Origin of the sequence: Mucilaginibacter sp. OK283 (assembly GCF_900110415.1) — a bacterium.
Taxonomy (GTDB): Bacteria; Bacteroidota; Bacteroidia; order Sphingobacteriales; family Sphingobacteriaceae; genus Mucilaginibacter.
The window spans coordinates 80,747-103,312 of the sequence record NZ_FODR01000016.1 but is presented as its reverse complement, the minus strand read 5'-3'; the positions used below and the strand labels follow the sequence as shown (position 1 = coordinate 103,312).

The 22,566-nt window shown below is 43.0% G+C and carries 22 protein-coding genes, 1 tRNA gene and 1 riboswitch; of the genes, 18 read left to right on the top strand and 5 right to left on the bottom strand.

Features of this window, described 5'->3' with window-relative positions; genetic code table 11:
* Nucleotides 1-66 precede the first annotated feature (66 nt).
* The 7 genes from BMX56_RS27140 to BMX56_RS27105 all read left to right on the top strand — a co-directional run bounded on the left by BMX56_RS27140 (nucleotide 67) and on the right by BMX56_RS27105 (nucleotide 6,812).
* Nucleotides 67-822, top strand: a complete 756-nt coding sequence (locus BMX56_RS27140) for a YdcF family protein (RefSeq protein ID WP_090652856.1) — start codon at nucleotides 67-69, stop codon at nucleotides 820-822.
* A gap of 445 nt (nucleotides 823-1,267) precedes the next feature.
* A complete protein-coding gene (locus BMX56_RS27130; protein WP_090652854.1) occupies nucleotides 1,268-1,966 on the top strand; it encodes a response regulator transcription factor in 699 nt (232 codons plus the stop codon).
* Nucleotides 1,950-3,332, top strand: coding sequence for a sensor histidine kinase (locus BMX56_RS27125; protein ID WP_090652853.1), 1,383 nt, complete (start codon nucleotides 1,950-1,952; stop codon nucleotides 3,330-3,332). The genes BMX56_RS27130 and BMX56_RS27125 overlap by 17 nt, the downstream gene beginning before the upstream one ends.
* A gap of 237 nt (nucleotides 3,333-3,569) precedes the next feature.
* On the top strand, nucleotides 3,570-4,052 hold the full coding sequence (locus tag BMX56_RS27120) for a hypothetical protein (RefSeq protein WP_090652852.1): 483 nt from the start codon (nucleotides 3,570-3,572) through the stop codon (nucleotides 4,050-4,052).
* An 18-nt stretch (nucleotides 4,053-4,070) separates the two neighbouring features.
* Nucleotides 4,071-5,003, top strand: coding sequence for a bestrophin family protein (locus BMX56_RS27115; RefSeq protein ID WP_090652851.1), 933 nt, complete (start codon nucleotides 4,071-4,073; stop codon nucleotides 5,001-5,003).
* Nucleotides 5,004-5,219: 216 nt separating this feature from the next.
* A complete protein-coding gene (locus tag BMX56_RS27110) occupies nucleotides 5,220-5,957 on the top strand; it encodes a proteasome-type protease (protein ID WP_090652850.1) in 738 nt (245 codons plus the stop codon).
* A gap of 3 nt (nucleotides 5,958-5,960) precedes the next feature.
* A complete protein-coding gene (locus BMX56_RS27105; RefSeq protein WP_090652849.1) occupies nucleotides 5,961-6,812 on the top strand; it encodes a transglutaminase-like domain-containing protein in 852 nt (283 codons plus the stop codon).
* 41 nt (nucleotides 6,813-6,853) lie between these two features.
* On the opposite strand, the gene BMX56_RS27100 is transcribed toward BMX56_RS27105, so the two are convergent.
* On the bottom strand, nucleotides 6,854-7,234 hold the full coding sequence (locus BMX56_RS27100; RefSeq protein ID WP_090652848.1) for a transmembrane 220 family protein: 381 nt from the start codon (nucleotides 7,232-7,234) through the stop codon (nucleotides 6,854-6,856).
* A gap of 537 nt (nucleotides 7,235-7,771) precedes the next feature.
* Here BMX56_RS27100 and BMX56_RS27095 point away from each other — a divergent pair.
* Complete coding sequence (locus BMX56_RS27095; RefSeq protein ID WP_255369933.1) at nucleotides 7,772-8,878, top strand: ATP-binding protein; 1,107 nt, start codon at nucleotides 7,772-7,774, stop codon at nucleotides 8,876-8,878.
* 173 nt (nucleotides 8,879-9,051) lie between these two features.
* Nucleotides 9,052-10,482 carry a DUF3943 domain-containing protein gene (locus BMX56_RS27090; protein WP_090652847.1) on the top strand — a complete coding sequence of 477 codons (1,431 nt, stop codon included), beginning with the start codon at nucleotides 9,052-9,054 and terminating at the stop codon, nucleotides 10,480-10,482.
* A 126-nt stretch (nucleotides 10,483-10,608) separates the two neighbouring features.
* Here BMX56_RS27090 and BMX56_RS30305 read toward each other — a convergent pair.
* A tRNA-Cys gene (locus BMX56_RS30305) sits at nucleotides 10,609-10,679 on the bottom strand.
* Nucleotides 10,680-10,728: 49 nt separating this feature from the next.
* A riboswitch (SAM riboswitch) is annotated at nucleotides 10,729-10,839 on the bottom strand.
* Nucleotides 10,840-11,318: 479 nt separating this feature from the next.
* Between BMX56_RS30305 and BMX56_RS27085 the strand changes: the two genes are divergently transcribed.
* Genes BMX56_RS27085 through BMX56_RS27075 form a run of 3 tightly spaced genes read left to right on the top strand, consistent with a single transcriptional unit; the run spans nucleotide 11,319 to nucleotide 14,035 of the window.
* Nucleotides 11,319-12,056 carry a (Fe-S)-binding protein gene (locus BMX56_RS27085; RefSeq protein ID WP_090652846.1) on the top strand — a complete coding sequence of 246 codons (738 nt, stop codon included), beginning with the start codon at nucleotides 11,319-11,321 and terminating at the stop codon, nucleotides 12,054-12,056.
* Nucleotides 12,057-13,442, top strand: coding sequence for a lactate utilization protein B (locus BMX56_RS27080; protein ID WP_090652845.1), 1,386 nt, complete (start codon nucleotides 12,057-12,059; stop codon nucleotides 13,440-13,442).
* Nucleotides 13,439-14,035 carry a LutC/YkgG family protein gene (locus tag BMX56_RS27075; protein ID WP_090652844.1) on the top strand — a complete coding sequence of 199 codons (597 nt, stop codon included), beginning with the start codon at nucleotides 13,439-13,441 and terminating at the stop codon, nucleotides 14,033-14,035. Before BMX56_RS27080 ends, BMX56_RS27075 begins: the two co-directional genes overlap by 4 nt.
* A 260-nt stretch (nucleotides 14,036-14,295) precedes the next feature.
* Here BMX56_RS27075 and BMX56_RS27070 read toward each other — a convergent pair whose 3' ends face one another.
* The gene (locus BMX56_RS27070; protein ID WP_143065543.1) at nucleotides 14,296-14,769 is read right to left on the bottom strand and encodes a rhodanese-like domain-containing protein; all 474 of its coding nucleotides are present in this window, start codon (nucleotides 14,767-14,769) and stop codon (nucleotides 14,296-14,298) included.
* Between the two features lie 54 nt (nucleotides 14,770-14,823).
* On the opposite strand from BMX56_RS27070, the gene BMX56_RS27065 reads away from it, so the two are divergent.
* The 5 genes from BMX56_RS27065 (at nucleotide 14,824) to BMX56_RS27045 (ending at nucleotide 19,542) form a co-directional block, all read left to right on the top strand.
* Nucleotides 14,824-15,447: a class I SAM-dependent methyltransferase gene (locus BMX56_RS27065; RefSeq protein WP_090652842.1), complete on the top strand. Its 624-nt coding sequence runs from the start codon at nucleotides 14,824-14,826 to the stop codon at nucleotides 15,445-15,447.
* Between the two features lie 106 nt (nucleotides 15,448-15,553).
* The gene (locus tag BMX56_RS27060; protein ID WP_090652873.1) at nucleotides 15,554-16,294 is read left to right on the top strand and encodes an SDR family oxidoreductase; all 741 of its coding nucleotides are present in this window, start codon (nucleotides 15,554-15,556) and stop codon (nucleotides 16,292-16,294) included.
* Nucleotides 16,295-16,362: 68 nt separating this feature from the next.
* Nucleotides 16,363-17,904 carry a DHA2 family efflux MFS transporter permease subunit gene (locus tag BMX56_RS27055; RefSeq protein ID WP_090652841.1) on the top strand — a complete coding sequence of 514 codons (1,542 nt, stop codon included), beginning with the start codon at nucleotides 16,363-16,365 and terminating at the stop codon, nucleotides 17,902-17,904.
* A gap of 478 nt (nucleotides 17,905-18,382) precedes the next feature.
* Nucleotides 18,383-18,988 (top strand): TetR/AcrR family transcriptional regulator, encoded by a 606-nt coding sequence (locus BMX56_RS27050; protein WP_090652840.1) that lies wholly within the window; start codon nucleotides 18,383-18,385, stop codon nucleotides 18,986-18,988.
* Between the two features lie 164 nt (nucleotides 18,989-19,152).
* Nucleotides 19,153-19,542, top strand: a complete 390-nt coding sequence (locus BMX56_RS27045; RefSeq protein ID WP_090652839.1) for a response regulator — start codon at nucleotides 19,153-19,155, stop codon at nucleotides 19,540-19,542.
* 86 nt (nucleotides 19,543-19,628) lie between these two features.
* Here the strand turns inward: BMX56_RS27045 and BMX56_RS27040 are convergent, their stop codons facing one another.
* Together BMX56_RS27040 and BMX56_RS27035 are read right to left on the bottom strand one after the other, a co-directional pair.
* A complete protein-coding gene (locus BMX56_RS27040) occupies nucleotides 19,629-19,925 on the bottom strand; it encodes a hypothetical protein (RefSeq protein WP_090652838.1) in 297 nt (98 codons plus the stop codon).
* Nucleotides 19,926-20,011: 86 nt separating this feature from the next.
* The gene (locus tag BMX56_RS27035) at nucleotides 20,012-20,689 is read right to left on the bottom strand and encodes a pseudouridine synthase (protein ID WP_090652837.1); all 678 of its coding nucleotides are present in this window, start codon (nucleotides 20,687-20,689) and stop codon (nucleotides 20,012-20,014) included.
* Between the two features lie 365 nt (nucleotides 20,690-21,054).
* Here BMX56_RS27035 and BMX56_RS27030 point away from each other — a divergent pair, with 365 nt between their 5' ends.
* The gene (locus tag BMX56_RS27030; RefSeq protein WP_090652836.1) at nucleotides 21,055-22,206 is read left to right on the top strand and encodes an acyltransferase family protein; all 1,152 of its coding nucleotides are present in this window, start codon (nucleotides 21,055-21,057) and stop codon (nucleotides 22,204-22,206) included.
* Nucleotides 22,207-22,566: the final 360 nt, after the last annotated feature.

Here is a 22,566-nt window from a genome sequence, read left to right as displayed (position 1 = left end):
CTTAGTCCCGGTGTTGTTTAATGGCAATTTCCATGTTCTTTGTTTTTAACTATTTTTACCACAACTATGTTTTTTATCCTGTCAAAAGTACTATCATTTTTGCTGCTGCCTGTTCTATATGTTTTTGTTTTGTTGCTTATTGCTGTACTATCAAAAAAGCCCAGGTTAAAACGCAGGTGCTTAATTTGGGGTGTTGCATTGTTTTGGATATTTTCGGCCCCGGTATTTTTAAACCTGCTGGCCAGGGCGTGGGATATTGCGCCGGCAAAACTGCAGCCAGGCAAAACATACAGTGCTGCCATAATTTTAGGTGGTTTTACAAGTGAAAATAAACACGGTAAAGGAGTATTTAACTGGGCTGCCGACCGGTTTATACAAGGCGTTTTACTACAACGGAATGGCAAAGCAAAAAAAATAGTGATATCGGGTGGCAACAGCAAACTTGCTCCCGGCGCTTTCAGGGAAGCAGATTTTGTATTTCAGCAACTTCGGGCTCTACAGATACCCGATAGTTGCATATTGATAGAGAACCAGGCCCGAAACACACTCGAAAATGCATCATTAACCAAAACATTATTAATCAAAAACAAGCAACAAGGTCCTTATCTCCTGGTTACTTCGGCCTTTCACATGCGCAGAGCCATGCAAATTTTTAAAAGCCAGCATGTTGATGTAATTCCCTATTCGTGCAATGTAATAGCAGGCGATGTACAATGGTCGTTTTTTGAGTTTATGCCAAGCGCCGAAATTTTAAACAGATGGAGCTTATACATAAAAGAAATTGTTGGCTTTGCAGTTAACTATATAATAGGCAAGGGCTAATTGACACCCAATTTCAACTCGCCGCCGCTATCCTGCGTTTTGTTATTCGTATTCCAGCCGTTTATATCTATTAACCCTGGTGGGGTTTGGTAATGTGTGTTGTCTTTAGGGCAGCGCACCGTAAATTTGCCTTTATTTTGTTCAATTACGGGACGGCTACCACATATGATGCAATTCTCACAAATTACTGAAGGTTGTATGCTAATAAATTTGCCCATTTGACTGTTAATTTGGCTCTTGCTTTTTTAATTTAATAAACCTACTATGATATATTTTTGTACCGGCGGTTAAAATCGGCTTCATAAACTAAATTGATATGCCGATGGCGGTTTTTAAGTGGCACAAATGGATTTTACAATGATAGCTTATATTTCAATAACAATAGTAGTCAACAAATTATTTAATTATTTTGGCAAACAATGCGTTTAAATCAAATTAGCTGTTTATGGGGATATTATTAGTTGAGGATGAACCAAATGTGGTATCGGTAGTTAAACGCGGCCTTACCGATTATGGCTTTGAAGTAAGTGTTGCAGCTAATGGCGCAACGGGTTTACAAATGGCGCTTGATCATGACTTTGACCTTGTTATACTTGATGTAATGCTGCCCGTAATGGATGGCATACAGGTTTGTAAACACATCAGACAGCAAAAAAAGATGATACCCATCATTATGCTTACTGCACTTGACTCTACCGAGAACATTGTAAGCGGCCTGGACAGCGGGGCAGATGACTATATGGTAAAACCATTTAAAATTGCTGAGCTTGCTGCCCGCCTGCGCACCCTACTGCGCCGCGGCGGAAGCGAAACGTTAGCAAATAACACCTATACAATAGGCAACCTGGTGCTCAATACCGAATCGAAAATAGCTTACCGCAGCAACGAAGTATTAAAACTCACAGCTACCGAATACCGGCTACTTGAATATTTTGTAAAAAATCAGAAAAAGGTACTATCCCGGATCCAGATCCTGGAAAATGTTTGGGATATTGATTTTAATATGGGGACCAATGTGGTAGATGTTTATGTAAACTATCTGCGTAAAAAACTGGAGAAAAACGGCGGCTCCAACCTCATCCATACGGTGTTTGGTATGGGTTACCTGATGAAAGAGGGCGATACTGATGAAGATACAAAGTAAAATAACATTACTATTCCTGCTGCTGTCGGGCGGTATACTTATACTGCTTAATGCATCCATTTTTTACCTGGTTTACAAATTCAACTTCGATGATTTTTATAAACGGCTGGAAGCCCGCGTAAATATAGCGGCGGAAGTGCAGCTATCGCCAGGCGCCAAAAGTAAAGCTACCTTAGAGGTACGCAACAAGTATCTGGAGAAGTTGGACTCGGAAAAAGAGTATTTTTTAGCGGTAGATAGTAACAAAAAGGTGCATGCAAGTGCCGGCATTGCCCAGGTTTTTATCGACGATATATTACTGACAGGCCAGGCCCATTACAGGCACGATAATACTTTTTATGCAGGCTCGCTGTTCAAAAAAGGCAATGCAGGTTATGTTGTTATTGTATCGGCATCAAACCCGGCTGGTTTCCAGGAGTTAAAAGACCTTCAAAAAATATTGTTATATGGCTTTTTGCTGGCCATGATATTGGTATATTTTGTGGGCAAGGTTTTTTCGTTCTACACCTTTCAGCCGGTGAGGCGCATCATCAACAATGTTAAAAACATCACCGCCAATAACCTGCATTTCCGGCTGGACGAACTGACCGGAAAAGACGAGATAGCCGAACTATCCCTTACATTTAATGATATGCTTAACAGGCTTGAAACGGCCTTTGAAACGCAAAACAATTTTGTAAGCAATGCATCGCACGAGTTGCGCACCCCCCTAACCATCATATCATCTGAGCTTGAACTGGCTTTAAACAAACAAGACCTGAACACGCATCAACGCGGGGTTTTAAACACGGTGTATGCCGAATCGGAAAAACTGGGCCAGATCCTGAACAGCCTGCTTACGCTGGCCCAATCGGGTTTTGACGGCAAAAGACAAAACTGGGAAAGCATACGCATGGATGAACTTCTGTTAACCGCTTCTGAATCGGTTAAACGAATAAACCCCGAGAGCAATATATATATCGACCTTGAAAACCTACCTGCTGATGAAACCCTGCTTTACGTAAAAGGCAACAGCAATTTGTTGCGGCTGGCCATCAACAATATCATCAGCAACGCTTGCAAATACTCAAACAACCGGCCGGTTACAGTTAGCCTGTTAACCGAAAACAACAGAATTATTATTGCCATTAAAGACCAGGGCATCGGCATTCCCCAAACCGAGCTTCAGCATATATTCGAGCCTTTTTTCCGCGCCTCAAACGCCCACGGGTACGAAGGCCATGGCGTAGGGTTGCCATTAACACTTAACATCATCCGTCTGCACAAAGGCAGCCTGGGCATCAGCTCGGAAGTTGGGGTAGGTACAGAGATTAAGGTATTTTTGCCGATGGAGCCTCACCCTGCCCTCACTAACAGTATAAGTTAAGGCAAAACGCAGGTATAGATAATATCGAATAATGAATTTTGAATGTCCAATATTGAAGTTTTCCCTTCATTATTCGATGTTGGACGTTCAGTGTTCGATATTTAAATGCTTTGCAATTTATTAATTGGTGTGGCATTCTAATCAAATTCTAATAACTTTCTTATATCCTCCTAATTATTGGCTGCTACACTTGTATCAAACAAAACATAAAAGGTTTCACCATTAATTAAAATTACCATGAAAACGTTATTAATCCCTACCGATTTCACCCAGCAGTCTATCCAGGATATTCCTGCTTTGGCCCAGGTTTTTTACCCCGAAAAGGTAAACATTGTGTTGGTACACATGCTTAAAATTACTGATAATATGAGCGAATTGCTGATGCTATCGCGGCGCAGCGTAGAGTACCGGCAAATCCCCGATAATTTTTATATCAGGTGCCGCGACATCGAAAACAAGTACAGCCATGTCATCAATAATATTGCGATCACTTTTTTTTATGGCAGCACGGTTGCAGTTTTCAATAATTTTCTGGAAGCTAACGAAATTGACGCCATTGTGCCCCCGCATGACAATTACGAGTTGCTTTTTAAAAACAGCATAGCACCGCAAATGCTTTTTGATAAATGCGATACAGCCCTTATAAAATTACCTAAAACGCCGGGCACTTTGGCCAACGTGGTAATTGAAGAACCCGTTTTAACTGAACAAGAATCATAAATTAAAATCTTACACCTTATGTTATTAAAAGAAAATATACCGGTAAGCTATGTATTTGGCAAAATAAAAAAGGAAGTTTTGATGGTGGCGGTTTACGCCATTACTGTCTATTGTATTCACCAATACTATAACTTCAAAGATGTTTCGATACCACTAACAGTGCCTACCATCCTCGGAACCATTATATCGCTGCTATTGGCCTTTCGGTCAAACCAGGCTTATGACCGGTGGTGGGAGGCCCGCATCCTTTGGGGAGGTATCGTAAATGATTGCCGCACCTTTGCACGCCAAATTTTAACTTTTGTGGATAGCAGTCATGATGGCGAGCAAAAGTGGGCGTTAAAAGAGCGCATCATCCGCAGGCAAATGGCCTGGTGCTATAGCTTAAGCTGCCATCTGCGCGGCCAAAACGCAAAGGATAACCTGGAGGCCTACCTAACCGACGATGATGTAAAAAACATCAAAAAGCTTGACCATATTCCGCTTGCAATAAACGAGCTGCAGGGTCATGACCTGCGCACACTGTATAAACTGGGCTGGATAAATGAGTACCAGCAAGTGACCCTTGATAACACACTAACCAACTTTATGAATTTGATGGGTGGCTGCGAGCGTATCAAGAATACCGTTTTTCCGGTTACTTATAGCGTATATATTCACTGGCTGGTTATGTTTTTTGTGCTGTTGTTGCCTTTTAGCCTGATGGAGTTTTTCGGAATTTTCCAGGTGCCACTGGTAATAGCCATATCATCGGCCTTTTTCCTGATCGAAAAAATGGCCATCCACCTGCAGGATCCGTTTGAAAACAAACCAACAGATACACCAACAACAACCATCAGCCGCACCATCGAAAAAAACCTAAAACAGATGATGAAGGACGAGTTACCTCATGACATCGACGCTGTCATCAGTAAACAACCACAAAAGCAGACTCAGTTTTACATACTTTAAAAAGAATCAAAAGTTAAGACTTTTTTCTGTTCCGTGATGCCGCCGGATTCCAAAAGGAAACGGCGGCTTTTTTGTGTTGAACGTCAAAAAAAGTCTTGATACTTGATACTAACTACTTGATACTTTTTAAACGTCTTGCCTCTTGATTCTATTTTCCCCGATTCTTTTCGCTACTTTGGCTATCTTAAATTTTGAAAAAAATCGCACTGGATAAAAATGACTTATTGCCTCGGAATTAAGGTTAAAGAGGGTTTATTGGCTATCGCCGATACCCGAATAACCTCTGGTACAGATACCACTGTAAAAAAGAAGATCACCATTGAACAAAAAGATCATTTTTCGCTTTTTATCATGACCAGCGGTTTACGGTCGGCCAGGGACAAGGCCATTGTTTATTTTAACGAATTGCTGGAGACCAAGGATTTTAACAAAATGTACAAAGCTGTAAACGCCTTTGGCGAGCAGGTGAAACGGGTAATTGCCGAAGACAAGGCATCGTTAGAAGCCGCAGGCTTCCGGTTTGACCTGAACACCATTATAGGCGGGCAGCTAAAAGACGACGACGAGCACAAGCTTTTTTTGCTGTACCCCGAAGGAAACTGGGTTGAACTTGGGCAGGGTGCGCCTTACGTAGTTATCGGCAATTCGGGCCATGGCAAAGCAATATTAAACCGCATCCTTACCGAAGACAGCAGCCTGAAGCTGGCCCTCAAAACAGGCTTTCTTTCGTTCGATTCAACAAGGGTAAGCTCCAATAATGTGGATTTCCCGATTGATGTAGCTGTTTATAAAAAGGATAGCTTCGACATTATTCAACAGCGATACGAAAAGAAAGACCTGGAATATATATCGGCCCAGTGGGCCGAAGAACTGAAACTGGCTTTAGAACATATATCTGAAGACTGGATGGATACGACCTTTAACAAATTAGAAGAAATTAAAACCGAAAGCTGATCAATGAAATTCAATGTGTTTACCCAAATGGAATATGTAGTACGGGCGCCGGGCACATTGATATTAAATATACACGCGTTACAAACACTCAATCAAACAATATTAAACGAAGAGTTTACGATTGAACCCTATGTTAATATAGAGGAAATAATATCGGCACAAGGCGAAAACCGCCTGATGCGCTTTGAAGTGTATCAACCTGGCACTATTAAAGTTACCTACCGGGCTTTGGTTGATAATTGCTATGAGCTTACCGATTATTCGCAACAACAGGAAACGTTGGTGGCCCAGCTGGATTCGTCGGTACTACCGTACTTAAACCCAAGCCGTTATTGCCAGTCGGATAAATTATACCGGCTGTCGCACAACCTGTTTGGACACATTACCAACCCATTTGAAAAAGTGGTTACGCTTACCGATTGGATCCATAATAATGTACAATATTTAAGCGGATACAGCAATTCGCAAACATCAGCATTTGACACCGTTACTGAACAGATTGGCGTTTGCCGCGATTTTGCCCACTTGGGTATTGCCCTTTGCCGCGCCTTAACTATTCCGGCGCGCTATTTTACGGGCTATGCCTACCACTTATACCCCGCCGATTTTCATGCCTGTTTTGAGGCTTACCTTGGCGGCAAATGGATTCTTTTTGACGCCACCAAACTGGTGCCCTTAAACGGCCTTATAAAAATAGCCACCGGTCGTGATGCTGCCGACACAGCCATAGCCAATATTTTTGGCGATGTAACCTTTACCACCATGCAGGTAAGCTGCGAACTTGCCCCCGATGAGCATAATTTTGAGCCGGTGTATTATATACATGGCGGGTATAACGGATTATCGTATTTATAGCCGCTCTATTTGGAAGTTGTTCTGATTGAAGCGCATAAATACTATGCCTTCCTTTTCAACCTGTTCCCATAAACCCAGTTGATGCCTAATACGGCAACGCATATGAGCAAACCGAAAAATTCACGGGTTTCTTCTATCCATGGTTTTTCGGCCTTCATGCTTTCTACCAGGCTTTCGGAGTGGTGCTTGGTAAACCAGTCTATCAGGCCATTGGCGTCAAAAATTTTATAAGTAGCATAAGCCAGGTAAATAAATATACCAACTGCATACCAAACCGGGTAAAACTGTTTTCGCGAAGCCTTAAAGCAAAACCATGCGCTGTAAAGGTAAATAGGTACCCAAATGTAAGGGTCGGGGTCATTATATTGCAAGCCTGCAAAAATGATGAACAGCACAACAAATACAATGTTAAAAACTTTCATGGTTTAAATGGATATTGGTTTTGATTGGGCTTAATGCAGGTTAAGCGCTTAAAGATAATAATTTTTGAGTTTGCCTGTCAATGTTGGAGATAGTTAACCAGGGCAAACGCATCTAATTGGGTTAACATAACTTAACACATTTCAAATATATTTTTTATAAATATTTAATAATCAATATTTTGTATTTTAACATGGTTAACACTAAACTGATCGTTCAATTTAGAAATATCCAAATATTTGTGCCTGTTGTTAGCCAATACAAGTCACTTATTCGATTAAAAAGACACGAAGCTTTTTTTGCCAAACGCAAATGCGCTGGCCATCTCAACAAAATGCGAGCATAAATTTCCGGCTGATTTTATGTAAATTGTAAGTTCACATCATGTATATTGTAAGTAATACCTATGTATTTTGTAAGTTCACATCATGTATATTGTAAGCAATTAAGTATTTTTGTTAAATTTCATCGAGATGAGTAAATTTATACAACGGCAAATTGCGCCTATAATAGAGGCTTAAAAAAGCAAATTTCCCGTATTGGCTATTACCGGCCCAAGACAATCTGGTAAAACTACCTTGCTGAAAGAGATTTTTAGTGATTATAGCTATGTAAGTCTCGAAAATCCAAACACACGATCCTTTGCTATGGATGATCCGATCGGTTTTTTGAACCGTTACGATCATAAAGTCATTTTAGACGAAGTACAACGAGTGCCGGCATTATTTTCATACATCCAGGGCAGGGTTGATGAATCTAAAATGATGGGGCAGTATATATTATCCGGCTCACAAAATTTCCATTTGTTAAATAATATCACTCAAACGCTGGCGGGCAGGGTTGCGTTGTTTAAATTACTACCTTTTGATTTTACTGAATTAAAACAGGCTGCTTTATTAGCAAGTTCTTATGCGCCGGCCAGTATTAAGGGGTTTTACCCGGCTATATTTGACAGGGATATTGACCCGGTTGTATTTTACGCTAATTATATTCAAACATATCTTGAAAAGGATGTAACAGAATTAATGAATATAAAGAATCTTAAGCAATTTCGTACCTTTTTAGGTTTGTGTGCCGGGCGGGCGGGCCAGTTACTCAATTTCAGTGCTTTGGCTAATGAATGCAATATATCGCATAATACCGCGAAAGCCTGGTTATCAATACTTGAAAGTAGCTATATCATTTTTCTTTTGCAACCCTATCATCAAAACTTCAATAAACGGTTGGTTAAAAGCCCCAAATTGTATTTTTATGATACAGGACTATTAAATCATTTATTGGGAATAAGAACTGCCGAAGAACTGGACGAAAACCGGTTAAAAGGTAACATATTTGAAAATATGATCCTGGCCGAGTATCAAAAACAAAACCATCATTTATATCTGCATAAAGATTATTATTTCTGGCAGGACAGCAATGCCCATGAAGTCGACCTGTTGATGAAAAAAGCACAAGGCTTCTCAATTTTTGAAATCAAAGCAACACAAACTGTAAGCAATGCACTATTTAAAGAGATGGATAGGTTTGAGGAGATTGCCGCTCCTGAAAAAGTAAATAAAACGTTGATTTATGGTGGCGCCGAAAATGAAAAAAGAACAAGATACGACGTTGTTAGCTGGCAAAATGTACCTGATTTTATGGGTTGATATGAAGTCGCACCCAGTGATTCCGCTGATTACACGCCAGTGTCAACGGCTCTTAACTTCCATCTCCTCAATTTCAAAACAAACATTTAACATTATTATAACATCCATCAAAACAATTTCATTACTTAAGCGCTTTTGGATAGTAGTTTTTTGTCCCTCCTGATATCCTTTATATGAGCTTAGCTGATCTTTACCCTTCAAAAAAAATAATATTAATCAGCTTTATATTTTTCTGTACCGCTTGCAAGGTTTTTGCCCAAAACAATATATTTGATCAAAAGCCCGAGGTGAAACTACGCTATTACCGGGATGTTCGGGATACCTCGGTAAAACGCAGGTTTGGCCGCGCTGCAGCCGAATTGGGTATAGCCGAAATTACGCCCTGGATTTTTGACCGATATGTAGCCAACAAGGATTATGCCCGTATAAACTGGAAAAGCGTTAGCCACAACCTTAACCCCGGCAACTGGGAGTTTGATAACGATCCTTTTCAAACTAATCAGTTTGGACACCCCTATCATGGCAGTTTGTTTTATAGCGCGTTCCGAAGCAATGGCTTTAGCTTCTGGCAGTCTGTACCGGCTACCATGGCGGGTAGCTACCTTTGGGAAACCTTTGCCGAAAACCAGGCACCCTCTCCAAACGATTTTATAAATACCAGTTTTGGCGGTATCGTGCTGGGCGAGATGACTTTTCGCCTATCCAGCCGTATAGTAAACAACCGCCAGCGGGGTTTTAAAAGGCAGGCCAGCGAAGTAGCCGGATTAATAATTAACCCCATGCGCGGACTAAACCGCATTTTAGACGGTACCTGGGGCAAGGTTTATGGCAATAGTACGGAGCGCGACTCATCAAAAATAGGCGCAGAGTTTGACCTCGGAGGGCGGATATTTAATTCCCAATCGGTAAGCCCGTTTAAGCATGGTCGCTTTGGCTGGTTCGGCAGGGCAGCATTATTATATGGTGTACCAAATGAAGGCTTCAGGAAACCCTTCAGTAATATATCTATAACTGCCGAATTTGGTAAAGACGATAGCAGCTCGGTTAACGTGATAAGCGTGTATGGATCACTTACCGGCTGGGACGTTTCTGCGGTTGACCAGGATAAAATAGAGCACCTGGTAATACTATCTGCAAATTATGACTATATCCGCAACCAGGCTTTTTTCTATGGGGCGCAAAGCGTAAAATTCAATCTATTCTCAGAGCTTAAACTAACACACGGCATAAAAATAACCGGCAATCTTGGGGCTGGCCCAATACTTTTGGCTGCCGTACCTGATCAATACACATACAATAGCCGTAATTATGATTACGGACCAGGCTTCTCTGTTAACGGTGGCGGAACAATAAGGTTATTAAACAGGTTATCATACAGCGCAAATTACCGGGGAGGCTGGATGATAACCATAGACGGTAATAAATCGCATTATTTTTTGCACACCTTTAGTAACGAAGTAAACTACATGTTTATTAAAGGACTTTCCATAGCTGCCGAATCGGGTTATTTCCGGCTGGAAGGAAACTACCATGATTATCCTGATGTGAATAAGAAATATCCTTACCTCAGGATCTCGACAAGATATACAATAGGGAATTTGTAGAAGAAGCTAAAAGCGGAAAGCTTAAGGCTTAAAGCCTGACAACGCGCCAAAAAAACTTTGTGCTTTTAGCTTTTAGCCCAAAAAGAAAGCTTTGTGCTTTACGCCTTTAGCTTTCAGCTAAAATAGACGTCGCGGGCAGATTCGAACTGCCGTTTAGGGTTTTGCAGACCCCCACCTATCCTCTCGGTCACGCGACTTAAAAAAACTATAAAATCACTTATTAGATTGGCAGGGGGCGAAGATGGTATGTTATCTTTCTCCGTTGAATGGAGCAGGAATTAGCACCTTTTACATTATGCGGATGTATAGGTTGCTAAGACGTCTTTGGGCCTTTCCCTCAGTCTTTCTTGATAAGTTAAAATAAAGAACGATTTGTCTGTTTTGACAATGCAAACATAAAACATTATTTATATAAATCCTATAGAAATAGTAGAATATTTTTTATCAATCCATTATCTCTCTAAAAATCAGTAATATAAATAACAAATACTCCCGCGAGCTTCCAGCTCGTGGGCCGAATGATTTCAGCTTTCAGCTGAACTAAGTCAAGAGAACTTAAACCCGGAGATACTCACGAGTAATGCTAACCTAATCTCACAGGTGTTGAATTTCTGCCTTAACCCCCGTCATTCACTTTTCTTCCATCTGATGGATTATTCCACTACCCAAACAAGCCAATCTCCTGTATCCTTTTGCAAAAAAAACTGAATAACAGTTGCCTGTTATAACTGTATTTTGGGTACCTTAATATACAACTATACTTTGCAGATACATAAGGATAGTTATGCAAATGATAAGCGCTAATATTGCTTTAACCAATTGAAATAAACACAAAAATGAAGGTAGCTTTATTTGTTCCCTGCTATGTAGACCAATTTTATCCACAGGCTGCCGTTGCAACCATGGAATTGCTGGAGAAGCTGGGTTGCGAAGTTCATTACCCTAAAAATCAAACCTGTTGCGGGCAGCCTATGGCCAATAGCGGCTATGAGCACCTTACCGGCGGCTGCAATAATTTATTCATCGATAATTTTGCCGGTTACGATTATATTGTATGCCCATCCGGCAGTTGCACGCTGCATATTAAAGAACATTTGCATTCTCACGAAAACGAAGATAAAGCTATCGAAATCCGTAAACGTATTTTTGAACTTACCGAGTTTTTGGTAGATATATTACAGGTAAAAAGCCTCGAAGCCAGCTTCCCCTACAAAGTAGGTATGCACCAAAGCTGCCATGGCTTGCGCGGTTTACGCATTTCGCAAATGACCGAACTGGTGGCCCCGCCGTTTAGCAAACCAGCTCAATTGCTGGGCCTGGTTAAAGGCCTGGAACTTGTTCCGCTAAGCCGGGCCGATGACTGCTGCGGCTTTGGCGGCACCTTTTGTGTAGTGGAGGAAGCCGTATCATCCAAAATGGGTAAAGACCGTGTGGATGACCATATTGAACACGGGGCACAATACATCACCTCGGCAGATTTAAGCTGCCTGATGCACCTGGAAGGCATCCTGCGCCGCCAAAACAGCGATGTTAAAGTAATTCATGTTGCCGAAATTTTAAACCACAGTATCTAAATGAGCAGCACCGCAACAAAAGATCATCCGCAATTAGCCGCCATATTTAACCGCGACGAACCACGGGTTGACTGGCACGACGAAACCCTGTGGTGGGTTCGCGCCAAACGCGATATTGCCGCACATAAACTACCCGAGTGGGAACTGCTGCGCGAAACTGCCTCGCAAATTAAAAACAACGTACTATCAAACCTGAGCACTTACCTGGAGCAGTTTGAGGCCAATGCCATTAACAATGGGATAATAGTACATTGGGCAGCTAATGCCGAAGAGCATAACAAAATTATTTATACCCTGCTGGAGAAACGCGGCGTCAGCCGTATGGTAAAAAGCAAATCGATGCTTACCGAGGAATGTCACCTTAATGAATTCCTGTTAAAACAGGGTATAGATGTTATCGACTCCGACCTGGGCGAACGCATTGTCCAGTTAGCCGGCGAACCGCCAAGCCATATTGTACTGCCCTGCATCCACAAGAAAAAGGAAGAAATAGGCGACATTTTTCACGAGCATTTAGGCTCAGCCAAAGGCGAATCGGACCCTAAAATATTAACCGAAACGGCCCGCCAGCACCTTCGCGAAGTGTTCCTGACCCGCCGCGCGGCCCTTACCGGCGTTAACTTTGCCATTGCCGAAACCGGCGAGTTTGTGATATGTACCAACGAGGGCAATGCCGATATGGGCGCCCACCTGGCCGAAATCCATATTGCATCGATGGGTATCGAAAAGATAATTCCCGGGCGCAAACACCTTGGCGTATTTTTGCGCCTGCTTACCCGCAGCGCCACCGGGCAGCCTATTACTACTTACTCCAGCCATTTCAGCAAACCACAAGATGGTAAGGAAATACATATTGTGATAGTTGATAACGGCCGCAGCATCCAGCTGGGTCGCGAGGATTTCCGCAATTCATTAAAATGCATCCGTTGCGGGGCCTGTATGAATACTTGCCCTGTATACCGCAAAAGCGGTGGCCACAGTTACCATACCGCGGTTGCCGGCCCCATAGGCAGCATCCTGGCGCCTAACCTCGACATGGAAAAATATGCCGACCTCCCTTTTGCCTCTACCTTGTGCGGCTCGTGCAGCAATGTGTGCCCTGTTAAAATTGATATTCACGACCAGCTATACAAATGGCGGCAGGTAATTGTTAAGGCAGGCTATACGCCCAAAGCAAAAACTTTGGCCATGAAAGGCATGGCTTTTACCCTATCCTCGCCCATGATCTATCGGGCGGCAGGCAAAATGGGGCGCTTTACGTTTAAATATGCACCATTCGCGGTTAATAATGGCGCAAACCCATGGTACAAACACCGCGAAATGCCCAAAGCACCAGAACAATCATTTGGCGAATGGTATGCCAAAAGAAAGGAAAATAAGAAATGAGCAGCCGCGAAAACATATTAGCAGCCGTAAAAGCCAACCAGTTTAGCCAGGCAGATTTGCCCGGCCTTGAGGTTTTAAACACCCTGACGGCCACTAACGACGACATGGTTGAAAAATACAAAACCATCGGCAGCGCCGGGGGCAGTTTTGTGTACGAAGTAGCCGGCTACGAGGCTATCCAAAACATTCTTCACAAAGAGTTTAAACCGGGTGTAAAAATCATATCAGGCATCAAAGAATTAAGCGAATACACCTATGTTGCCGATGTAAAAAACGAATTATCCCACAGTTTTGCCGATGTGGAGTTATGCATCCTCTGGTCGGGCCTCGGCGTTGCAGAAAACGGGGCATTATGGCTCACAGAGGAGGATATGACCGTTAGGGTACTGCCTTTTATTGCCCAGCACCTGGCCGTAGTAATCAGTAAAACTAATTTGGTGCCTACCATGACGCAGGCTTATGAAAAAATTGGCGGGGCCACGTATGGCTATGGTGCTTTTATCTCTGGCCCATCAAAAACCGCCGATATTGAACAATCGCTGGTTATTGGCGCGCATGGCCCAAGGAGTTTGTCGGTGTTTATACTTCCTTAGCCCCTTAATTCCTGGTTATATATTTTTAATTAAGCCTGCCGGTTGATTGACGGCAGGCTTTTTTAATGGCTACGTCTTGAGTCTAACTTCTTGATTCTTTTCCCGGGCGTTGCCTGCGGCCGGGCTCTTTGCTCATACTGCACAGGCCTTATTCACAGGCCGGTATCCGCGACGATCCCTAACGCAAAATTGTCTGAACCGGGATTCGTCGGATTAAGGGATGATTGGATTTTTAATTTCACATAATGCCCACTCACTACTCACTTCCCTGCCAACGGAAACCCTTTATCAACCCAGTTGGCTTTCAAATTGGTGGCCAGGTTAAGCAGCTTCACATCAGTAAACCCCAATTTTTGCAATTCGGAAAAAGCCGGGCGAATGTTAGGGCATTTAACAAATGGGCAGCATCCGCAGTAAATAACTATCGCGGTATTTTTGGGTAAATTAGCAACAGCCGTTCTTAACTTTTCCAGGTTTTCGGGCTTGTTTACCGCACCAATATGGGTAGCGCCTTTTATATCTTCTACAGCGCCGATGTTAAAGATAACAAGCGCTGTTGTACCTGTTTTTATGTTAGCAGCTAAGGCAGCCGGTTCCAGTAATTGACTTTCTGTCCAGGGGTTAGTAACGCCTAACGTGGGCATAGTCATCGGCGAGGTTTGCGCCCTGATATTTGTACTTAATAAAACTACAAAAATCAAACTTAGCAAAGCTCCAAAATATTTATTTTTCATGTTCCGGGTGTTTATCAGCAACTTCGTTTGCTCAAATATGAACATTAATTATCTATGGAAGAAGATAAAAAAGAACATTGGGAACGGATATATCACACCAAAAATGCCGGCCAGGTAAGCTGGACGCAAGCCGTACCGCAAACCTCGCTTAATTTTATTAGTGGCTTCGATTTAGCAAAAACCGACAAGATAATCGACATCGGCGGCGGCGACAGCAAACTGGTTGATTTCCTGTTACAAGAGGGTTACACCAACATTACCGTTTTGGATATCTCCGAAACAGCCTTAGCCAAAGCAAAGGCACGACTTGGCAATAAAAGCAGCCTGGTTACCTGGATAGTTTGCGATATTACCAATTTTGAACCCAAAGAAACCTACGCCATTTGGCATGACCGGGCGGCCTTCCACTTCCTGACAACACAGGGTCAAATTACCCGCTACTTAAATATTGCCGCAAAAGCAGTCAGCCATTATTTAATCATCGGCACATTTTCTGAAAACGGGCCCGAAAAATGCAGCGGGTTAACCGTTAAACAATACACAGAACAACAGTTGCAAGCCATATTTAATGAGCATTTTGAAAAAGTAACCTGTATTACCGAAGACCATACCACTCCTTTTGCAACAAAACAAAACTTCCTGTTTTGCAGCTTTAAAAAGCGCAAGGATAACCTATAAAAAAAGCATCTGATAATGATGACACAAGGATGAAGATTGCCTATTGTTAAAATATACCGACTGGTATATTTTTGTATCGTTGAATTTAATCACACAACGCAAAACAATGAAAACTTCAAAAAACACCATACTCATTACCGGCGGCAGTGCCGGCATAGGTTTTGAGTTAGCAAAAAAATTATCAGCAGATAACCATGTTATCATCATTGGCCGTAACCAGGCCCGCTTACAAAAGGCTGCGGCTCAATTACAAAACGTGAGCGCTATAACCGCAGATGTATCCAACGCTGAAGATGTAGAAAAACTGGTAACAAAACTAACTGCCGATTTCCCCGAACTGAACATCGTGATCAACAACGCAGGCGCAGCAAACCTGAACAACCTGCTTACCGATACCGATACGTTTGAAAAAGCCGGTGAAGAAATGCTGACCAACTACCTATCGGTTATCCGCCTGAACGAAAAGCTGCTGCCATCACTTAAAAAACAAAATGAGGCAGCTATTGTAAACGTATCTTCAATAGTAGCGTTTGCGCCAAGCACCAAACTGGCTACTTATGGCGCCACAAAAGCTGCGTTACATGCATATACCAGGGCTTTGAGATTAGCATTGGCCGAAACCGGCATAAAAGTTTTTGAGCTGATGCCTCCACTGGTTGATACTGAATTCTCTGCCGAAATTGGTGGTAAAAATGGCATCCCCCCTGCCCAGGTTGCCGACGAGTTTTTAGCCGGTTTACAAAGCGATACCTACGAGATTCGCGTTGCCGGTACCGAACAATTTTACAGGCTTTACCTATCCAACCCGGATGAGGCTTTAAGGGTGATAAATTTATCAAGGGAATAATAGCTAAATAAAAAATTTAACATAAATTATACCGATTGGTATAATTTATGTTATTTACACAATTCGCTATGAAAAGAAGCATCCTCATCATCACTGTTATTACCGCGGCCATGATGGAGCTCATTGATACGTCGATAGTCAATGTAGCCTTATCGCATATGAGTGGTAATCTGGGATCAACGCTGGAAGATACCTCCTGGGTTATAACCGCTTACGCCATTGCCAATATCATCGTAATACCCATGACCAGCTTTTTGGCTACCAAACTTGGCAGGCGCAATTACTATATAGGCTCTATTATCGCTTTTACCTTTTTTTCGGCCATGTGCGGGCTGGCGTCAAATATCTGGACATTGGTACTGTTCCGTTTTTTACAAGGCATTGGCGGCGGCGCGCTGTTATCGGTATCGCAGGCAATAGTTTTTGAGGTGTATGGCAAAGCCCGCGCGGGTATTGCCAGCGCCTTATTTGGTGTAGGCGTGTTTTTAGGCCCAACAATTGGCCCAACCCTTGGCGGTTTCATCACCGAAAACTACTCCTGGCCCTGGATATTTTTTATCAATATCCCCATAGGCATCGCCGTTGCAGTATCCAGCATTTTATTGGTTACCGAACCGGAGATTAAAGTTGAACCAAAAGCCGTAGACTGGTGGGGCATCCTGCTGTTGATTATAGGCATCGGCTCGCTCCAAACAGTACTGGAACGCGGCGAAACTGATGATTGGTTTTCTGCCGGTTATATTGTAGCGTTAACGGTTATAGCCGTATTCAGTATTCTCACTTTTATCTGGTGGGAGCTTACCATCCCCAACCCGGTTATTGATTTGCGGGTACTTAAAAGCAAATCGCTGGCAGTTGCCGCAATACTTACCGCAGTAACAGGTGTGGGCCTGTTTACATCAGTGTTTTTAACACCGGTGCTGGCACAGCGGGTACTACTATTCCCGCCTACTATAACGGGGCTTACCTTGCTGCCCGGCGCTATATTAGCCATTTTTGGCCTGCTGTTTTCGGCTACCTTGCTTAAACGGGGCGTATCGCCACTAATAATTATTACCATTGGCTTTGTGTTGTTTATAATTTTCAGCTTCCTGATGTCGGGCCTAAACCTGGAAGCAACACCTGGCAACCTTGCCAGGATACTCATATTCAGGGCTTTGGGGTTGGCTTTTTTAACCGTTCCACTTACGGCATTGGCAGTATCCGGTTTGGATGCCAAAGATGTTCCGCAGGGATCGGCATTAAACAATATGATGCGGCAGCTCGGCGGCTCGTTCGGTATCGCTATGATCAATACTTATGTGGCCCATCGCTTTGGATCGCACCGTAACGATCTTATTTCTAACATCAGTATTTACAATCCGCAAGCTACGCAACGTATAAACGGACTAACCCAATATTTTGCAGGCAAAAGCGGCACGCTGATAGAAGCACAGCATAAAGCGATGGCAGTGGTAAATAACGGGATAGACAGGCAATCATTCCTGATGAGCTACCTGGATGCCTATATTTTTGTAGGGCTGTTGTTTGTATTGGCTATGCCTTTATTGCTGGTGGTGCTCGATCGTAAAAAGCAGGCTGGCCCGGTAGTTTTGGTAAGCGATCATTGACAACGGTGCAGTGAGAATTAAAAGCGCAGCAAGGGGCGAAGATTTCACGCGAATGTTGTGGACACCATCACATTTGTGCTTCCTTTTAAAAAGCGGTGGAAAAGTGCGATTCCCCTCTTGAGAGGGGCGGAGGGGTGTGTTATACGCGCGCAATGAAACGCGGAAAACACACCCCTGCCAACGCACCTCCCACCACGCCCCCTCTCAAGAGGGGAATAAAAAACACACTTGATAATCAACGTATTATAATGACGTGATTGTAAGTTTCTGACTATCAATATTAAATATCCGTCATTGCGAGGTACGAAGCAATCCCCTACATACTCAGTCCCACATAGTTCGGGATTGCTTCGTACCTCGCAATGACGGTAGCTTGGGACATTGTTTTAACTATATTTCGTTGTCCGTCATAACGCTTTTTTCAGGTTTTACTTGACAGACACTCGCAATATCAAATACCAACCGGTATATTTACATTATGGAAAAGGAATTATCAAAAGCGGAACGCACCCGCAAGTTCATTGTGGAAACCACCGCGCCCATCTTCAATAAAAAAGGATATGCCGGTACGTCGCTGTCTGATTTGACGGATGCTACAGGCCTTACCAAAGGGAGCATTTACGGAAACTTTGCCAATAAAGAGGAAGTTGCCGCCGCAGCATTTGATCATAACTCGGCTATCCTGAGAAAACAGATCCAGGACCGTATTCAAAAAGCCGGCACTTATTACGATAAACTGCTGGTTTACGCCCAGGTGTACCACAGCTTTACCCGGGCAACATTCCCTGCAGGTGGCTGCCCTATTTTGAATACTGCCGTTGATGCCGACGACACCAACCCTTTATTAAAAGATAAGGCCGCGCAGGCAGTGCTCCGCTGGAAAAAATCGATAGAAAACCTGATACAAGCGGGTATTGATGCGGGTGAGTTTAAGCCCGATGCAGATTTAAGCGGCACCGCCCTATCTATGATAGCGCTTATTGAAGGCGGCATTATGATAGCCAAGGTTACCAACACCCCCACAAGCCTGGATAGGGTATTGCAAACTGTAAACGCTTTAATAACCGCCCTTAAAGTAACCTAACCCTATTTGCCGCCGCACAATTGTAAAATTGTCGGCTTAATGTAAGAAGACTGTTACCAAAAAAAATATTTAGCTGTAATTCAAAACATTACAACAGCAGGTTGTAGCCGCAAAAAACAAATTTTAAATCCGCTACGTTATCAAAAGTACCAATTATATAAAAAATGTCTAAAAAAATCTTGATACTTGATGATAGCGAAGATATCCTTGAGGTGATGAAAGACGTGCTCGAGATGGAGGGTTACGAGATTGAAATTTTAAATTACACCGATGACATATGCAAATCGGCCATGGCTTTTAACGCCGACCTGGTGATATTAGATTATATCCTTTTTGGTATAAACGGCGGCGAACTTTGTCATATGCTAAAAACCAACCCGCTCACGGCCCATATACCAGTAGTTATGGTTTCGGCTTACCCCCGGGTGCTGGAGTCATTGGGCAGCTATGGCTCTGATGCCTTTGTAGCCAAGCCCTTTAGCCTTGCCGACATTGTTAGTACGGTAAAAGCATGCCTGCTGAAGGCCGGAGATATTGAGCATAGCCTTAACTAAAAATGAGTCGGAAGTCTTAAGTTCTAAGTCTCAAATGTCATTTTTTGACTTAGAACTTAGGACATCCGACTAAAAACTATCCGTAGTTACAATATGCTATGCTCGTCAAACGCCCTGTCTTCGGCGTTAGGCTCATGATAGTTTTTGATAAAACTTGCAATTTCTTCAGCTTGCAGGTGTGTAAGGTCGCCCATGCCGCTGTACTCCCACTGGTTCATGTTATCGTCAAAAACAATATCGCCCAAATCAACCATGCCCTCGTTCAACCCAAAAACACCGGTAGCCTGGATGTGGCCCCCCGTTGTGGGCTCGGTTACCGGGTTTATGGTAATAAAGCGATCGCCATTTGATGTATATAATGTATAATCTACAGGCTTTGTCATGTTTAATGTATTTGCATTACCTACAAATCAAAGCCGCTTTTGTTTACTTTATTTAGCTAAAACGTTACCAGCATTTAGCTAAAACGTTACCAGCCCATTATTTCCATCACCCTTGCAAATTCGGGCTGAAAACCGGCATTTATAGTGATTTGCTCCCCGGTTACCGGGTGGTTAAATTGCAGGTGCGATGCGTGAAGCAGCATGGTGTTCATATCCCAGGTATCGGTAAAAAACTTGTTCTGCTTGTTACATCCATGCGTACGATCGCCAATAATGGGATGAAATATGTGGGCAAAATGTTTACGCAACTGGTGCATGCGCCCCGTGGTTGGTACGGCTTCAACCATAGAGTATCTTGAGGTGGGGTGTGCGCCAAAAGGCACATCAAGTTCGGCACGTTTAAGCGTGGTGTATGTTGTAAAAGCATCCTGCAACGTTCCGTTCTCTTTGCGTAACGGATAATCAATATCCTCGGTATCAACGGTATGCCCGCGCACAATGGCCAGGTATTTTTTTTGCACCTTGTTATCCATAAAAGCTTGCTGCATGGCCACCTCTACCTGCTTATCCAGCGCAAAAAGTAAAATACCGCCTGTTTTCCTGTCTATCCGGTGTACCGGGTTAACCTTCTGCCCTATCTGATCGCGCAATATCTGCAACGCAAACTCCGTGGCCTCTGCCGCAATAGGCGACCGGTGTACCAGCAATCCATGCGGCTTATTAACAGCAATAAGGTATTCATCCCGATATACGATCTCTAACATCCGGCAAAGGTAGGGATATAGTTGGTTAAGTTGATTGGGTTGGATTGAGTTGATTAGGTTGGATTGGGTTTGATATTTTACATAATGTACACTCACAACTCACAACTCACAACTCACAACTCACAACTCACAACTCACAACTCACAACTCACAACTCACAACTCACAACTCACAACTCACAACTCACCTACTCACAACTCACTACTCACTACTCACTACTCACTACTCACTACTCACTACTCACTACTCACTACTCACTACTCACTACTCACTACTAAATTTTAAAAAGTCAACCATCTAAAAAAAATATTTTAATTAGTTTATTCTTTTTATATCTTTAGTTCATCACAATAAACCGTAAAACAATGACTGCCAAAGCAAAAACCGTTACAGGCGATACCGCGCCTGATAGTATCAACTCTGCTCCTACACGGCTTTTTTCATTAGATGCCTTGCGCGGGTTTGATATGTTTTGGATAATGGGTGGCGAAGAGATATTTCATACCATGGCCAAGGCCACCGGATCGCCTTTTTGGGGTTCCATCGCCAACCAGTTTACCCATCCCGACTGGAACGGTTTTCATTTATACGATCTGATCTTCCCTTTATTCCTGTTCATGGCAGGCGTATCAACTCCATTTTCGGTTGGCCGCGAGTTGGAGAAAGGTAAAAGCAGGCAGCAACTGGTATTGCGTGTGATGAAAAGGGCACTGATATTAGTATTGCTGGGCCTGGTGGTAAACAACGGCCTAAATATTATGCCCATTAAAGATATCCGGTTTGCAAGCGTGCTGGGCCGCATAGGCATAGCCTACATGTTTGCCAATATTATTTACCTTTATAGCAGCGAGCGCATGCAAATGGTTTGGTTTTGGGTATTCATTATAGGCTATTGGCTGCTGTTAAAATTCACATCGGCCCCGGGCTATCCGCATGGCGATTTAACCATGCAGGGTAATTTTGCATCCTACATGGATAGGGTTATCCTGCCGGGAAAACTATATTTGGGCATTCATGATCCCGAAGGATTATTTTCAACCATCCCGGCCATTAGTACCGGGCTACTGGGCATCATTACCGGCACCATCCTGAAAAAAACGGGACTGGCGCAAATGAAAAAAGTAGCCATCCTTGCCATAGCCGGTGTTGCTTTCCTGATTATAGCCCAGGTTTGGAACCTCGATTTCCCTATCAACAAAAACCTGTGGACCAGTTCGTTTGTAATGCAGGTGGGCGGTTTAAGCTTATTGCTGATGGCTTTCTTTTACTATATTATTGATGTGCTGGGCTGCCAAAAATGGTCGTTTTATTTTAGGGTGATAGGCATGAACTCCATCCTGATTTACGTATCGGGGCACTTCATCAAATGGAGTTATACCAACAACGGTTTCTTCGGCTGGATAGGCCAGCTCATAGGCGATCCGTTTAACGCCGTAGCCATGGCCATTACCTTTGTGATGGTAAAATGGCTGTTTTTATATTACTTGTACCAAAAGAAGACGTTTTTAAGGGTGTAGGGCCATTAAAAGATCTCAATCTGATTTAGAGCTAAATGCTCGGTTGGTGTACGCTTCCTTTGCAAGTATCTAGCCTGCCCGCAACCGTTTAACGGTTAAACCAGTTTATAACAAAACCCAGCCTTGACCTTTTTAAAACATCGAGCCAAAAACGGTGTATATGCAGTGATTTCATGACTAATTAATGTTTGAGTAGTATTATAACTTTTTAATTGCAAAAATATTGTGACTGGAAGTTGATGGTTCATGGGTCATGGTTCATGGTTCATAGTAAAAAGGCGTTTTATAACAGGGGAGCAAACTAAATTCGTCGTTGCGACATTCGGCTACGAACTATCAGCTATAATCCACGAACATAGT